The organism is Aquimarina sp. AD1 (genome assembly GCF_003443695.1).
Classification (GTDB): domain Bacteria; phylum Bacteroidota; class Bacteroidia; order Flavobacteriales; family Flavobacteriaceae; genus Aquimarina; species Aquimarina latercula.
The window spans coordinates 1,562,369-1,578,679 of the sequence record NZ_CP031966.1; the positions used below are offsets into that span (position 1 = coordinate 1,562,369).

At 30.3% G+C, this 16,311-nt stretch carries 17 protein-coding genes; 2 read left to right on the forward strand and 15 right to left on the reverse strand.

Features of this window, described 5'->3' with window-relative positions; genetic code table 11:
• Nucleotides 1–51: 51 nt before the first annotated feature.
• Complete coding sequence (locus D1815_RS07085; RefSeq protein WP_118386458.1) at nt 52–765, forward strand: LytTR family DNA-binding domain-containing protein; 714 nt, start codon at nt 52–54, stop codon at nt 763–765.
• A 105-nt stretch (nt 766–870) separates the two neighbouring features.
• Here D1815_RS07085 and priA read toward each other — a convergent pair whose 3' ends face one another.
• The 7 genes from priA to nadC all read right to left on the reverse strand — a co-directional run bounded on the left by priA (nt 871) and on the right by nadC (nt 7,726).
• Nucleotides 871–3,324: a primosomal protein N' gene (priA, locus tag D1815_RS07090; RefSeq protein WP_118386459.1), complete on the reverse strand. Its 2,454-nt coding sequence runs from the start codon at nt 3,322–3,324 to the stop codon at nt 871–873.
• A gap of 102 nt (nt 3,325–3,426) precedes the next feature.
• Nucleotides 3,427–3,993 (reverse strand): chalcone isomerase family protein, encoded by a 567-nt coding sequence (locus tag D1815_RS07095; RefSeq protein ID WP_118386460.1) that lies wholly within the window; start codon nt 3,991–3,993, stop codon nt 3,427–3,429.
• Between the two features lie 106 nt (nt 3,994–4,099).
• Nucleotides 4,100–4,528: a DUF2147 domain-containing protein gene (locus D1815_RS07100; RefSeq protein WP_118386461.1), complete on the reverse strand. Its 429-nt coding sequence runs from the start codon at nt 4,526–4,528 to the stop codon at nt 4,100–4,102.
• A 110-nt stretch (nt 4,529–4,638) separates the two neighbouring features.
• Nucleotides 4,639–5,202, reverse strand: a complete 564-nt coding sequence (locus D1815_RS07105) for a chalcone isomerase family protein (RefSeq protein ID WP_027391113.1) — start codon at nt 5,200–5,202, stop codon at nt 4,639–4,641.
• 145 nt (nt 5,203–5,347) lie between these two features.
• Nucleotides 5,348–5,911 carry a chalcone isomerase family protein gene (locus tag D1815_RS07110; RefSeq protein WP_027391112.1) on the reverse strand — a complete coding sequence of 188 codons (564 nt, stop codon included), beginning with the start codon at nt 5,909–5,911 and terminating at the stop codon, nt 5,348–5,350.
• A gap of 36 nt (nt 5,912–5,947) precedes the next feature.
• A complete protein-coding gene (locus D1815_RS07115) occupies nt 5,948–6,865 on the reverse strand; it encodes a YihY/virulence factor BrkB family protein (protein ID WP_118386462.1) in 918 nt (305 codons plus the stop codon).
• 3 nt (nt 6,866–6,868) lie between these two features.
• Nucleotides 6,869–7,726: a carboxylating nicotinate-nucleotide diphosphorylase gene (gene nadC / locus D1815_RS07120; protein WP_118386463.1), complete on the reverse strand. Its 858-nt coding sequence runs from the start codon at nt 7,724–7,726 to the stop codon at nt 6,869–6,871.
• 84 nt (nt 7,727–7,810) lie between these two features.
• On the opposite strand from nadC, the gene rlmH reads away from it, so the two are divergent.
• The gene (rlmH, locus tag D1815_RS07125) at nt 7,811–8,284 is read left to right on the forward strand and encodes a 23S rRNA (pseudouridine(1915)-N(3))-methyltransferase RlmH (RefSeq protein ID WP_118386464.1); all 474 of its coding nucleotides are present in this window, start codon (nt 7,811–7,813) and stop codon (nt 8,282–8,284) included.
• 32 nt (nt 8,285–8,316) lie between these two features.
• Here the strand turns inward: rlmH and D1815_RS07130 are convergent, their stop codons facing one another.
• The 8 genes from D1815_RS07130 to D1815_RS07165 form a co-directional block, all read right to left on the reverse strand.
• Nucleotides 8,317–9,897, reverse strand: coding sequence for a S41 family peptidase (locus D1815_RS07130; protein WP_118386465.1), 1,581 nt, complete (start codon nt 9,895–9,897; stop codon nt 8,317–8,319).
• Nucleotides 9,898–9,911: 14 nt separating this feature from the next.
• A complete protein-coding gene (locus tag D1815_RS07135; RefSeq protein WP_027391107.1) occupies nt 9,912–10,331 on the reverse strand; it encodes a hypothetical protein in 420 nt (139 codons plus the stop codon).
• 51 nt (nt 10,332–10,382) lie between these two features.
• On the reverse strand, nt 10,383–10,832 hold the full coding sequence (locus tag D1815_RS07140; RefSeq protein ID WP_118386466.1) for a hypothetical protein: 450 nt from the start codon (nt 10,830–10,832) through the stop codon (nt 10,383–10,385).
• Between the two features lie 59 nt (nt 10,833–10,891).
• On the reverse strand, nt 10,892–11,680 hold the full coding sequence (locus D1815_RS07145; protein WP_118386467.1) for a CPBP family intramembrane glutamic endopeptidase: 789 nt from the start codon (nt 11,678–11,680) through the stop codon (nt 10,892–10,894).
• Between the two features lie 66 nt (nt 11,681–11,746).
• Nucleotides 11,747–12,970 carry a serine hydrolase gene (locus D1815_RS07150; RefSeq protein ID WP_118386468.1) on the reverse strand — a complete coding sequence of 408 codons (1,224 nt, stop codon included), beginning with the start codon at nt 12,968–12,970 and terminating at the stop codon, nt 11,747–11,749.
• A gap of 39 nt (nt 12,971–13,009) precedes the next feature.
• Entirely contained in the window at nt 13,010–13,690 is a 681-nt protein-coding gene (locus D1815_RS07155; RefSeq protein ID WP_118386469.1) for a response regulator transcription factor, read from the reverse strand.
• Nucleotides 13,691–13,692: 2 nt separating this feature from the next.
• A complete protein-coding gene (locus D1815_RS07160) occupies nt 13,693–15,090 on the reverse strand; it encodes a sensor histidine kinase KdpD (protein ID WP_118386470.1) in 1,398 nt (465 codons plus the stop codon).
• Nucleotides 15,090–16,277: a S41 family peptidase gene (locus tag D1815_RS07165; RefSeq protein ID WP_118386471.1), complete on the reverse strand. Its 1,188-nt coding sequence runs from the start codon at nt 16,275–16,277 to the stop codon at nt 15,090–15,092. The genes D1815_RS07160 and D1815_RS07165 overlap by 1 nt, the downstream gene beginning before the upstream one ends.
• Between the last annotated feature and the right edge of the window lie 34 nt (nt 16,278–16,311).

Here is a 16,311-nt window from a genome sequence, read left to right on the forward strand (position 1 = left end):
ATGTTTGTGGAAATAATATATATTCATTAATATTGTATAGAATATTAACCTATGCAAGTGGAACAATCTCAATTAAAATGTGCGGTAGTAGACGATTCACGTCTACAAAGACTGGCTATTGTTAAATTAATAGATGAACATTCTTCGCTAGAATTAGTGGCAGAATGGAACAATGCTATTGAGACAAAGAACGGATTATTAGATACTCCGGTTGACTTATTATTTTTAGATATTGAAATGCCAATCCTTACTGGTTTTTACCTTTTGGACGATCTAGAAAATAAACCTCATATCATTTTTGTTACTGGAAAAACGAAATATGCATTTAAAGCCTTTGATTACGATGCAATTGATTATTTAAGAAAACCTCTTAAAAAAGATCGATTTAATGCTGCTGTAGAAAAAGCGCTTAGTATGTCACGTTTAAATTCTGAACAAGCATCTATTGAAGACGATGACTATATCTTTGTGAAAAGTAATCTAAAAAAGCGTAAAATATTTTTAAGTCAATTAAAATATGTTGAAGCTTTAGGTGATTATGTAAAATTAATTATGGAAGATGGAGATCCGATAGTAGTATTAGCTACTATGAAATCCTTTGAAGCAGAACTTCCTAGTGATCGTTTTTTAAGAATACATAAATCATATATTGTAAACCTAGATAAGGTAGAACGATATAACAGTCGTAATATAGAAATTGCCGACGAAAAAATACCTCTTAGTAGACATAAGAAACATTCTTTGATAGAAGCTTTAAGCGGATAATAATTCTACTAATAACAAACAAAATAAAAAGTCCCATTTTTCTTATAAGTGGGACTTTGTATTTTTGACATTATATTGATTAACGGATATAAGATGACCCTATAATTAATAATTATCTACATTAATTATAATCCTAACACCAGAAAACTCTTTTATACTCTTAAAAGAATTCTGTACCTTATTTATAAAATCTTTCGTCTTTTTTAAAGATTGTCCGTGAGGTATTTTTATTAAAATATTCTTATTGTATTGATTTCGGATTCTAGAGATTGGAGGAAATTCTGGTCCTAAAACATTTTCTTTAAAAGTCATGGCAAGAGATTTCGCTAACCACAAAGTAGCCTCGTTTACTTTATTATAATCTTTATGCCGCCCAGTAATCTTAATAATTCTGTAGAAAGGCGGGTATTTATATTGATAGCGTTCTTCTATCTGATCTTTATACATCCCTGAATAATCATTAATAGATACCTGCTGAAGGATTTGATGAAATGGATTATAAGTTTGAATTAATACTTTTCCTCTCTTACTTGTTCTCCCCGCTCTCCCTGCAACTTGCTGCATTAATTGAAAACTTCTTTCATGAGCTCTAAAATCAGGGAAATTAAGGAGATTATCTGCATTCATAATACCTACCAATGTTACATTCCTAAAATCTAATCCTTTAGTAAGCATTTGTGTCCCCACCAAAATATCAATCTCTCCATCTTCAAACTTATTTATAATCTTCTCATACCCATGTTTACCTCTCGTTGTATCTTGATCCATTCTGCCAATACTATTTTCTGGAAACAACTCTTTAAGCTCATTTTCAATCTGCTCTGTACCAAAACCTTTTGTTGTTAATTCATGACTATCACACGCAAGGCATTTTTGTAACATTGCTATATGATATCCACAATAATGACATCGCAATTGATTTCTATAATTATGGTATGTTAAACTTACATCACAATTAGGGCATTGCGGAGAATGACCACAGGTATTACATTCTACCACAGGAGAATATCCTCTTCTATTTTGAAATAAAATGACTTGTTCTTTTTCTTTAAGTGCATCTTGAATAGCAAGTAACAAAGTGTCACTAAAATGCCCCGTCATTTCTTTTCTCTTATATTTTGTTTTTAAATCTACAAGGTTAATATCTGGCATTAAAACATTCCCATAACGTCTTGTCAACTCCACTAAACCATATTTACCTTGTTCTGCATTATAATACGATTCTAAAGCTGGAGTTGCAGAACCTAAAACTACTTTGGCTTTAAACATATTAGACAACACTACTGCAGTATCTCTAGCATGATATCTTGGTGCTGGATCATACTGTTTAAATGAGCTCTCGTGTTCTTCATCTATTATAATCAAACCTAGATTAGTAAATGGCAAGAAGATTGAAGATCGCGCTCCTATAACAATCTGAGCTTTAGGTTTTGAATCTTTTACATAGTTCCAAGCTTCTACCCTTTCATTTACAGAATATTTTGAATGGTATACCGTTAATTTTTCTCCGAAGTATTCTTGCAATCTACTTATTAATTGGGTCGTTAATGCTATTTCGGGTAATAAATACAGAACTTGTTTTCCCTTTTGCAACTGCTCTTCTATCAATTTCACATAAACTTCTGTTTTTCCAGAAGATGTAACCCCATGAAACAAGCAAACATCTTTTTCTAAAAAATGTTCTTTAATATCCGTTAATGCTTGTTCTTGATATGTATTTAATTCTTTAGTAACAGCTACTGCATCCGATTCATATTGAACCCTATCTGTTTGCTTATGATATTCTTCTAATATCTCTTTATTAATTAACGACTTAATAACTGATGTGTTACTTCCAGATACTTTTACAAGTTCACTTACTTTAATAGGTTTATCACTTTTAGCTTGTAACATAAATAGATGCATTAATACATCCCGTTGTTTTGGAGCACGAGTTAATGAATCCAATAAAGATTGTAAACCTTCCTCTTTTGTATATTCGGATACTAGTCTAACATATCTTACAAGCTTAGGCTTATATTGCTCATAAATCTCTTCCTGTACGTTAATAACCTCTTTTTCTAATAATCTTTTAATTAAAGGTAGAACGTTTTTTTTCCCAATTATATCCATTACTTCTTGTATTCGAAGTAAACTTTGATGCTGTAAAGCTTCATACAACAAGAATTCATCATCCTTCAATCCGCTTTCGTCAATCGAACTGTTATCGTTTCTAAGAATAATTGTTTCACTTTCTAATAAAAAAGCACTCGGTAGAGCTGCTCTCATCACCTCTCCTTTTGAACACATATAATACTGAGAGATCCATGACCAAAGCTCTAGCTGATTTATTGTTACAATTGGAGCTTCATCTAAAATATGTTCAATTTCCTTTGCCTCGTATACTTCTGGAGCCTTTTGATGTATATTGGTAACTAAAGCAGCATAGACTTTACTCTTACCAAATTGCACAGCAACTCTCATTCCTGGCTTTAAAAAATGTGCTTCATTTTCGTTAACACTATAAGTAAACTCCTTATTAAGAGGAATAGGTAGGATTACATCTATAAAATACGTCATCGATACTTTTGATTCAAACAAAAATACATTTTTACCCTTATTATATACAACAAAAGGCTGATCAATTGATCAGCCTTTTGCTTATTTTGGGGTAAATCTTATTTATCCATTTTGTCCAAGCATTCCTCCTTTTATAAGTTTGCAAGCTGGTTCATCTCCTAACCATATTTTAAATAAAGCATATTTAAAATCCCTTCCCTCTATATATCCAACTTCTTCTCCATTCTTAAAAGTTCTTATTCCTTTTCCTTTGATATAAACTAAATCAAAGAAATCATTAATCTGAGTTGTACTTCCAAACAATTCTAAAAACTGATCAATTCTAGCATCTAAGCTCTGTGTATTACCAAACATAGCGTCATCAAAGCCTTTTTTAAATACTTTCTTCATTCTCTTATTAGTTACTTTTTTAGAATTGATAACTAATCTAATAGACATACTTTCATCTGCATCCAAAACTTTTCTATCATCCGTATACTTATTAACCGTATACAATCCTCCAGAATATGTTTCTACTCCTAATACTTTTCTAACACCAGCTCCATTTAGTGTAAGCTCTTCTCCTTCAAAATTTACTTTATAAGGTATTACTGCATCTCCTACTCTTATTTGAGCAGTAGTAATAGTCGTAACGACTAATAAGATAGATAGGGTAATTATTTTTTTCATGATTTAGTTTTTAATTATTACAAAGACTTAGTTCTGTATTTTTCTAAAAACTAACAATAAAAAATGTTAAAATTTTCTTTAAATAAAATTTTAGATTTAAAAATGGTTATGCTTTAACCCATTTTTGAGTTCTAAATAAGAAAGCAATATACCCTCTAACATTCAGCGTATTAGGATCATTTTCTTCAATCCAGATTTTACATCTATATACTTTTCCATTTTCTGGATCCATTATAGTACCATCTTCATATTCATCACCATCCTTTTGTAAATCTTTGATAATAACCATTCCTTCTATTGGCTGATTATAGTCATCTCCTTCACACTCTTTACATAATTGCTTACGATCCGATTCTTTTAAAATTCGATCGATTCTTCCAAACAATTTATTTCCTTTTTTATAAATTTCTACTATCGACCTTGGTTCACCTGTATTATCGTCGATAGTCTTCCATTTACCAACTATTTCATTTTGAGCATTCACTAAGCCGGTTAGAAGTAATAATGTTATAATAAGAACTTTAGAGATATTCATTGTAATTAACTGTTTTAAACTTAAGTGTTCAATATAGAGAATATGATGCTAAAACAAAAAAAGCTATCTGAAATTCAGATAGCTTTTTAATAATTTTATAAAATAGTAGACTACTGAAGTCCTAACATTCCATTCTTAATTCCTTCACTAGCCGGTTCATCACCTAACCATATCTTGAATAAAGCATATTTAAAGTCTCTTCCTTCTATCACCCCAAGCTCTTTTCCATTCTTAAAAGCCTGTACTCCTTTATCTTTTATATATACGATATCAAAAATATCATTTTTAACAATAGGCTCATTAAAAAATTTAATAAACTTATTGATTCTTTCATCTAACGCTTTTGTATTACCAAAAGTTGCTTTCTTAAAACCGTCTTGAACCGCTTTAATCATTTTCTTCTGAGTTACAAAACCAGATACTATATTTAATTTTATAGCCATTGTTTCATTTGCATCTAAGATAGCTCTTGGGTCTTTACTCTTTTTCTGTAAATAAAGTCCGCCTGCGTATAAGTCAATCCATAACATTTCTCGCATCCCAGCTCCATTTAACTTAAGATCTGTTTCACCAAAGTTTTCTTCGTAAGGCAATACAGCTTTACCTACTCTGATTTGTGCCGTAGCAGTTGTTAAAGAAATAAGTGCTACGATTAGTAAAGTAATTTTTTTCATCTTTGTTAAAGTTTTATCTGGGGTGTATTAGTATTAAAATTTTTCCTTATTACACAAAAGTAATAAAATTTATTATGCACGCATAGTAAAAACAGAAAAAAAACGTTAAATTGTGTATTTCAACGCTAAAATAACACTTTTTATCCTAAAAAGCACCTAACATTTCATTTTTTAAACCTTTATCTGCAGGATTATTTCCAATCCATATGTTAAATAAGGCTTTCTTAAAGTCTAATCCTTCTACATACCCTTTCTCTACTCCATCTTTATAAATTACACTTCCTTTACCTTTCTCATATACAATATCATAGATTTGTCCCTCTTCTATTTCATCTTTAATAAATCCAACAAAAGTGTTTATTCTTTTGTCTAAAGAAGTCGTATTACCTTTTGTAGATTTTTTAAAACCATCTCTAAGCGCAGATTCCATTTTGCTTCTAGACATCATACCAGATAATATATGCAATTTTATTGCCATTGTTTCATCTGCAGCAGCAATCGCACTAGCACTTGTACTTTTTTTCTTTAGATACAATCCTCCAGCATAGATATCAAAAAAGAACTTCTCTCTCATACCTGCTCCATTAATCGTCAAATCTTCTCCGCTAAAAGTTACCGTATTTGGTAACGTAGCATCCCCAACTTGAACCTGAGCTTGACTAGTTCCTACAATTGCTAAAAGAATAAATAATAAGCTTAGTTTTTTCATTTTTGTTAAATTAAATGTTTGTATGTTGCTAAAATATTAAAAATTCTTCTTCAATTTAATAAGTGAAGCATTTAATTCAAAACCTAACAGAAGTAAATTAGCATTAAGCCATATATATACCATTAGAATCAGCATAGCACCTATTGAACCGTATAATTTATTATAGTTAGAAAAATTATCTATATATACTCCAAATAAATAGGTTGTTACCACGATCAATACTGTAGTCATAAATGCTCCAGGAGAAAAGAATCTATTCATTTTTCCTTCTGTTGTTCCAAAATAAAACAACGTCGCTACTACAAGAAAAATCATCAAGACAAACAATCCATATTTACCAAATTGCAGCCAGAAAACCGTATTATCCATTACTCCCATCTCCTTAAGATCTTCTAACAAATAACTAAAATATAGTGTTACTATTACGGTAATAAGCAACAATGATGCCACGATCAAAGATACCCCTAGAGCCACTATATACTGCTTTACAAAATTTCTATTCAATGTTACGTGATACGAATATTCAAACCCAGAAAACACAGCATTTATCCCATTAGTCATTAAGAACAATGACAATATAAAAACTGTAGATAACAAACCTGTTCTAGGATTAGCAGAAATATCAGTGTATATCTCTTCAAAGAATAATTTAGATTGATTAGGTAATGCAGACGTTATAAATTCGAAGAAATTTTCTTGGAAACCATCTATTTGGATAATTGGTATTAGATTTAAAAGAAAAAGTAAAAAAGGAAAAAGAGATAGAAAAAAACTCCACGAAATGGCACTCGCTCTAGCAGAAAACGTTCCTTTTACAATTCCAATAGCATAAATCTCTACCAAATCATACACAGAAAGACCTTCGAAACCGGGAAGAATAACTTTTTTACCGATCTTAACTAGAATATTAATAATCGGAATTTTATTTAGTTTATCTTCAACTGCTTTTGACATATATTATACCGCTTTCAAACTCAAATCAAGATTATAAACAGAATGGGTTAAAGCTCCACTACTAATATAATTTACGCCACATTCAGCATATTTACGAACTGTTTTTTCATTTATCCCACCACTAGATTCGGTAAGGCAAGTATCTCCAATAAGCTCTACAGCTTTTCTGGTATCATCATAATTAAAGTTATCGATCAAAATTCTATAAACTCCTGGGGTTTTAAGAATCTCTTTAATCTCATCGAGATTTCGAGCTTCTACAATTATTTTAAGATCCCTATTTGTATCAGCTAAATATTTTTTTGTCTTCTCTATTGCTTTTGTAATTCCACCAGCAAAATCGATATGATTATCTTTAAGCATGATCATATCATACAGCGCAAATCTATGATTTTCTCCTCCACCTATTTTTACAGCCCATTTTTCTAAAGCTCTAATTCCTGGTGTTGTTTTTCTAGTATCCAGAATTTTGGTTCCTGTTCCTTCTAATAACTGTACAAACTGATGTGTTTTAGTAGCTATAGCACTCATTCTTTGCATAGCATTAAGAACCAATCGTTCTGCCTTAAGGATAGACTGAGAACTTCCTGAAACATAAAAGGCTATATCTCCATACTCAACTTCGGATCCATCTTCTATTTTTACCTCAACTTCCATTTTAGGGTCGACATAATTAAATACTTTCTTAGCAAAATCGACACCTGCTAATATTCCTTCATCCTTTACTAACAATTTAGCTTTACCAGTTGCTGTATCCGGAATACATGCTAAGGAGCTATGATCTCCATCACCTACATCCTCTCGTATGGCATTGGCTATTATTAATTCAATTTCTGTATCAAATTGAGCTTTTGTAATCATATTGAATGGTTATTTTTGCTAAAGTAGGAAAAGAAGTTGGAAGTACGAAGTTGGAAGTACAAAGTCAATAAAGAAACTATATCTATGACTATTAAATTAATTGCAATTGGTAAAACAGATCATAAACAACTACAAGATCTTATCTCCGAATACACAAAAAGATTAGGGTTTTATATTAAATTTACTTTTGAAATTTTACCTGATATAAAAAACTCTAAAAACCTTAGTGAAGGACAACAAAAGGATAAAGAAGGAAAACTCATCTTAAGCAAGACGGTTACTTCTGATGTTTTAATCCTATTAGATGAAAATGGAAAGCAATATGACTCTGTAGGTTTTTCTCAACTTTTACAGAAACATATGAATAGTGGTATTAAACAATTGATTTTTGTCATTGGTGGTCCATATGGTTTTAGTCCGGAAGTTTATAATAGAGCCAATGGTAAACTTTCATTATCTAAAATGACGTTTTCGCATCAGATGATTCGCTTATTTTTTATAGAACAGTTATATAGAGGATTTACTATTCTAAAAAATGAGCCTTATCATCATCGATAAGACTCATTTTATGTTTTTGAAATTACTTAATTCTAATCTTTGGTAACGAACTCTTCTATAGCTTTATTTAACACTATACGTTCTCGATTTTCAAAATTATCTTTAGTTATTTTAACTAACAAATCAGGTTTAAGTGGATTCCCTTGAAGCATTTCTCCGTTTTTATTCACTGTTCTAGAATAGGGTATGGAAAACTGAAAGAGTTCTGTTCCTGGAACATCATAATTTCTTTGATTATTACCTGTGTACATTTTCTTTATATTACCTTGGTTGTCTACATAAAAAACAATCCCAATCAGAGCAAATGTTAGGTCTGCGGATTGTGGTTGCCCCACAATAGTAGCATTACTATATTCTTTCATTCTATACACAAAATCATCTGCTGAGCTTGCAGTTCTTTCATTAACTAAAACTATTATTTTTTTTACTTTCCGCTTAGCGGTTTCATTAGGTTCAATATATTCCAGCTCGCACTTATTTCCACCTCGACAGAAGTCTCCTCTTGGTGGTAAAAAACTTCCATTTTTAGTTTTTTCATAAATCCCATTTTCCGAAATTTCTTCAAACCATCCATTTGCTCCCGGAAAACCATATGATAATTCTGTTCTAAGATCATTGTCTTCTAGAATCGCTGTTTTTTTATACTGTACTCTTAAATCTTTAAATTCAGATGGACAAAACTCTGCAAGAAATGATGAATTTTCATTTCCACCAGGATTACTCTGGACATCAAAAATCACGTAATTTATATCGTTTTCAACTGATTTTAACCCATTTCTGATTTTTACAATATCACTACATACTGTAGAATCACCTACGGCAGTTGTGCATCTTAAATCATTATCACCATTCTTATAAGCAAAGTTTTTAATTTTGACTAAAGCTATACTATCTCTAATAAGTAAAGCTGTTTTGTAACCTTTTTCTATTAATTGCCAATCTTGATATTCATTAAGATCAATCCTCTTCATATAACGATCATAAGAGGATTCTGCATCCTTATCAATAGTATAAGTCACTTCTTTTTGACTGCCATCTTCAAAAGTTATTTGCTTTGGAAGATCACCTTTTACTTTTAACACACCGTGCTCAAATCTATATTTAAAACTAGACTGACAAGTTCCTATTCCATTTGCTCTGGTTTCATAGTTTACAAAATGTTCAAAAACATCTTTGAGAGATACATCATTAATTTTTGAGATTGTTTTTTTAGACTCTATATCAAAAAACACCATTTCTGGATATGTAAATCCAATTTTAATGGAACTCTCTAACTTATCCTTTTTTTGCTTTTCTATTGGATAGCTAAACTTAAAATAAGAATGCCCACTAGTAAATCCTTTCCCGAAATCAAGAAATTTCTTTCTTAAACTTTTATAACCATCGGCTTTCCCAAACTGTTTTTTATGATAGGCCTTGTATTGATCCCAATTAACCTGTTTTGTTTTATTTCTTACCTCTATCGATTCTGCATCAACATATTCGATTTCAGAAATCATCATATCATACAAATCTGATATTTGTTTTGCGGTAAGAAACTTCTTTTGATCCTGTTGAGCATTGATTGAAATGATGTATATAAAAAACATCATCCATATAATTACTTTCTTCATTAAGATGTTCTCTTTTATTTATCTTTAATTAAATCTCTTAGATCGCTAAATGCATCTATTAAATCTTCTACCAGGTCAATTGATATTGCTTCTTTATCCAAAAAAACAGATAATTTACCTTTTCTAAGTTTTACCCTATATCCTTCACTTCCTTTATTGTTATAATTCCACATATAAGAACTGTAATTTTTAGACATTTTTACTTCTAAATGTTCATTCAGAAACTTTTTTACTTTCTCTGTTTTATGTGAAGGAAAACTTGCTTTTAAGCTGTAAGCATCATCAGTGTTGGAAATAGAGATATTTATTTTATACCCATTATCACTAGTGTCATCACTAGAATAATTAACTGAAATTTTAGAATTAGAACTTGTCTGCGCGTTTAAAGTTGGTATAGCCAGCGCTACACACAACATAAAAATGATTGTTTTCATACTACTTGTTTTTTGATTAATGATTATTAATTGATGTTTCTACTTATTTCTCTAACTACCAGCTGATTCTGAAGTTAGTTTTTTTAGTTCTTTACCTATCTGAGTAAATCTTTTAAGTAACTTATCGGATGCCAGTTCTTTTTTAACATTTATTCTTAGCCTATTTCCTTTTAGCTTTACTTGATAAACCTCCTCTTCTTCTAAACCTTTACTCCATACATAAGAATCATTTTTTTCGGTCATATTTTCTTTTCCAAACTGATCAATTAAATATGATTTTACATTAGACTCCATATACTTCATAAATTTTATTTTTATTCTATAATTATCATCCATATCCAGCGTAATAAAAGATCTATAGAACTTTTTGTTTTCTGCATCGGAGTCATATGTAAATGAAAATTCTGAAGAAGATTTTGATGAACTCGTTTCTGTCGTTTGCCCATTGGTAGTTAATAAACCCAATACAAAACTGGCAATAATTAAAATTAGTGTTTTCATAATATTTGTTTTTTGATTAATGATTGATTTTTTTACTCTAATATGTTATGCTTAATTTTTCATTCTTCTATATTATCTTGTAGTGGATATTTTCTTATAAGTGAAACTCCATATAATAAACAAGGCGATACCAACAAAGCTATAAGAGCAGCACTTTCTAATGAACTGCTTTCACTCGTCGTGTTGTTAATATTAAGTCCAATTGTATCAAAGTCTCCAACAAAATCAATAATAGCATGGATAATAATTAAAGGATAAATTCTTTTGGTAATAACTAATAGCACTCCAAACATCACTCCGATAAATGTTGCGTACATAACTTGAGATAATTCTCCATAAAATCCATTGTCAAAATTTATTAAATGCAGTAATCCAAAAAATAAAGAAGAAATTAATACGGATAAAACTATATTCCTTTTTGTAGTACCTAAGTGTTTGATTAAATAAGACTGTAAAAAACCTCTAAGACTTAATTCTTCTGCAAAACCAATGGACAAAGAATATATTGCAAACACAAGAATATTAGAAATTAGCGGTTCTCTATCCATTTCATCTATCGATAATCCATTAAGTAATACTAAATAGACAAGAGGAAAAAGTAATAGATACCATCTTTTTAGTTTTGTTCGTTTTATTCCTGCGATTTCAGAAATTCCATTATTTTGTATTAATACTATCGAAACTAGAATTAAAAGCAGATTTGATCCAATATTTAAAAACGTATGTGTCTGATATGATTTAATTCCTTTTTCAATCAGTAGGTTAGAAAAATACTCCCTAGCTATTAAAATAGTTATTATAGCAATTACAAAGATTATAAGTTGGTTCCAAAATTTTGATTTGAACATTTTATGTATTCTTTTTATGTTACACAGTAGTTATGAATATTGACGGTATTACTTATACGCTATTGGTCACTCACCAATGCTTAACGTATTGATATAATCTTTTTTGAATTCTTTTACTGTATTCCAAATTTGTTGTACGGAACGTATAATCTCCTTGCTTTCTTCTAAAGAAGTATTCATAAAAAAAATAGCTCCTACTTTTTCTTTTTTATTAAAATACATCAAGGTTAATATCCCTGGATCCGAGCCATTATGCCCCATTTTTCCAGAAGGAGAAACTTCCCAAAAGTATCCATAGTTATCCTTTAATTCTTTTTTAGTATTATACTGCGCTTTGGTTAACTTAGCAGACATCATTTGCTGAAATGCTGCAGCTTTAAGTATATTATCTTCTCCGTAATATCCTCTCATAAGACCTTGTAGATACATAGATAATTCTTTGATACTACTTTTAAATCCTCCATCAGGATATGTAATTAATTTATATTTAGGGATAATATTTCCCGATTCTGTATAGGTAGAAGCGCGATGTCCTTGGTAAATAGATTCATCCAACCAACCAGAATTATTCATACCTAATGGATCCAAAATATGTTTTTGCGTATACTCCGGAAATGACATATCAGTGGCTATTTCTATTATATACGCTAATAATGCAGATGCAATATTGGAATACTCATACCTATCTCCCGGTTGATGTTTTAAAAAATTACTTTTTTCATACCATTCTCCTTCTGGAGTTAAATGATTTTTAAGAAAACTCTCTAGACTATATGTCTTATTAGAGCTCATTAACTCCAATTCTTTACGTTCTTTTTTAGTATAACTTTCTTTATTGAGTGCTACTGCATTTTCTATAACATAACTCTTTTCATAGGCGTCGGTATCTAATATAGAAGATGTATGCGTAGCCAAATGCTCAACAGTAATTGAAATTTCTGGGTACTTGGGATGATGAATCTTAAATGGCAAAATATCGTTAATGGGAGTATCTACACTTAACTTCCCTTGTTCTATGGCTTTCATTAAAGCAATTCCTATGAAGGTCTTAGAAACAGAACCAATATTTTGCACTGTATTTATAGTATATTTTTTATTAGCTTCTATATCAGCATAACCAAATCCATTTTGATATAATATTTGATCAGGTGTCATAATAGAAACTCCAAAACCAGCTATTTTACTAGTCTTATAGATGGAATCTATTTTTCTATTCAACTCACTTACTGATGTTTGCGCACTAACACAGTATGATACCGCTAGACACAGAAAGATACTTATTGTTCTCATAATTATTCGTTTTTTTGATTGATGATTGATGGGCTTTAATTATTCCAAATTAAAGGTGAGCCCTACTCCCCTTACACTCTCTATTTTTATTTTATTATCCTGTTTAAAATATTTTCGTAACCTACTAATAAACACATCCATACTTCTACCTGAAAAGAAGTCATCATTACCCCAAACGTCTTTTAATAAATTTTCTCTTTTGATCATGGTGTTTTTATGATCGTATAAATATTGAATCAAAACTGTTTCTTTTTCTGTAAGTTTCTGTCGTTCTCCGTGTAGTGTTAGACAGTGATTAGTTGCCTCAAACTTATAATTACCAATTGTGATAACTTCTTCGCGAATAGTTTCAATTCTCTGAGATCTTTTTAAAATATTTTGAAGTCTTAAAACTAAAATATCAGCTTCAAAAGGTTTAACTATATAATCATCAGCTCCCAGTTTTAAACCACGTATTTTATCTTCCTTCATTTTTTTAGCTGTTAGAAAAACAAATGGAACTTCTGGATTAATTTCTATTACTTTTTCTGCCAATGTAAAACCATCCATTTTTGGCATCATTACGTCAAATACACATATATGAAACTGTTTTTCGGAGAACACTTGTAAGGCCTCTTTCCCATCCTGGGCCCAAACTACACTGTATCCATGAAGCTCTAAATATTGTTTTAAAATACTTCCGAAATCAAAATCATCTTCTGCTAATAATATATGCTTCATAATTATATTTTTGTCGGTATTGTTATTGTGAACGTTGTCCCTAAATCTTGCTTGCTTTCTAATTTGATATTACCTTGATGCGCTTTTACAATTTGATTAGTAAAAAAAAGCCCTAGCCCTAACCCTTTTACATCATGAATATCTCCCTTTGTAACACGATAAAACTTTTCAAAAATTTTACGTTGCTCTTTTTCAGAAATTCCAATTCCATTATCATGGATTGAGATCTCATACACATCATCTTTAAGATAGGTTCTAAACACTATATCCACTTTTTCTTTACCATATTTCACTGCATTATCCAGAATATTAAGTAATGCAGTGGTAAACATAAACTTATCAATACTAAAATATACTTCTCTAAACTCGATCTTAGAACTTACGGTAACATCCATATCCTGAACAGATAATTCAAAATCCTTTAAAACATTCTTAAAATAAGTATCTGCTAATATTTCTTCTTTGTTAAGTATTATTTCTTCGGATCCTAAACTATTCGTTACCACTTGATCTACTAACTTCTGTAACCTACTATTTTGACGATCTAAAATGTCCAACGTATTAAAAAATGCCTCTGGAGAATTCTGTATTTCAGTTTTCTTTAAACTCTTAGTAGCAATACCTAGAGTAGCCATAGGAGTCTTAAGTTCGTGAGTGATATTATTAATGAAATCCGTTTTTATATCCGCTAGTTTTTTCTGACGAATTAGGTTTCTAATAGAATAAAACATTAGGCTTACTACAAAAAGGAATAAAAGAATAGAGAAAATAAATAATGTTGCCATCTGCTTAAATACAATCTTCTTCCACCCTATAATATTGATATAATCAACTGTTCTCACTTCTATATCTAATGAAACATTTATCATATCATTATTAATTTCATTTTCATAGTCCATATCAGTAAACCAACGGGCTTTACTCATCACTACTTCATCTTCTTTAGGAAACTTTTCTCCAAAAGAATAAACATTTTCTCCACTTGATGCCGAAAAAATAGAATCCATCTCTTCTCCATCAAAAATTACAATACTTTTGATATCCTTTTTGTATTGCAAATCGTACTCTAAATTTCTATTTGCAATTTCCTTTTTATAATAATCTACAAATAAATGATTTAGAGAATCTGTTATAGGTCTAAACCTGTTCAATGCTTCTTTCTTTTGGATATTATTCTTCTTATATTCTATTAGGTTTTCACTTAAGTAAACATACCATGCTTCTGCCAAAGAATCCATCTCTACAGTATTATCTATATTACTAATGGCTTTTTTAGTTTCTTTGATAAAGACATCTTTTTTTAATTGATAGGTATTATGTATCAAATATGCTTGTATTGCACATAATGCAATTAATGCCATGGCGGATGTTGTGATCAGTATGTTTATCTTTTTCTTCATTATAAAGATGTATTGATGATATCAATAGCTTTTTGCAATTGATCTTGAGAATCTAAGATATAATGTTTTGGTTTAAAATCTTCTCTAGGAATCCCATTTATATGAAATAACTTTTCTACCGGAAATTGAAACCCAATATTAGTTTCTGGTAGTGTATATTGATAAATAGCTCCTAATAAATCTCCCATCTCCGTACCAACTACTTCTGCTCTATTTAGTCCGTCAAATCCAATTGTTATGCCTTCTCCCATACTTCCGGTCCATCGACCACAAAGAATTACCAAAGGGTTCTTGTACGTTTTTCCTCTAGGAGAAACCAGCTCGATTGTTTTTCTTTCTACATCAAATAATCTTTTTTCATAAATAAAATTGTGTTGTTGATAAGGCGCTTCTTTACTTATAAAAGATCCCATAATAGCTCTAGCAACCGTTGTGTTACCTCCACTAGGAGTATCTCTAAGATCTAAAACAATACCTTTGGTATTATGAAGGTTCTTCATTACTTCATCAAAAGCTTTTATAGTATTGTTATTTCCTAAGGAGTTATTGATTTTGATATAACCAATATTATCTCGTATCACTTTAGAAACCACCAATTCTGTGGCATTCTTATTTTTTACATTTTCTATATTGAATGTTAATGAGCCATTAACATTCATACTTCTTTTAGTATTATGTGTTCCGGCCAATAAAAGATTTGCTGCATATTCATACATTTTATTAGTATGTACAGTAACACTTTTAGGTAAAAACTTTTTTACAGCTTCTGAAATTGTAATTCCATTATACCCAGTCACCTCCATTCCTATTGCTAATCCTGCTTTTTCTGCAGGAAAACCTTTTCTAATGGCTGCTATAGTGTATTTATTATTTTTGTAGGTAACCCAAATATCTGTACCTGTAGGTAGCATTCTGCTAGAAGAATTCAAATTAGTATTAAGACCTATATGACCATTAAACAACTCATTATTGGTCATTTCTAATAAACGAATAAAATCATCCCCATTTTGAATCGTGTCCACAGAAGGTTGATAAATCCTTCTTACTTCGTTCCAATCTATTTGCTGAGTATCAAAATATGCGAAGTATCTATCAACTGTACTCCAATAATAATTAAAGTCTTTTTGATATTTAGTCTGCGCGATAGAACTATAGCTTACTAATAAAATGATGATGATTCTAAACATTACTATTTGTTTTTTGATTGTTGATGAGATCAAA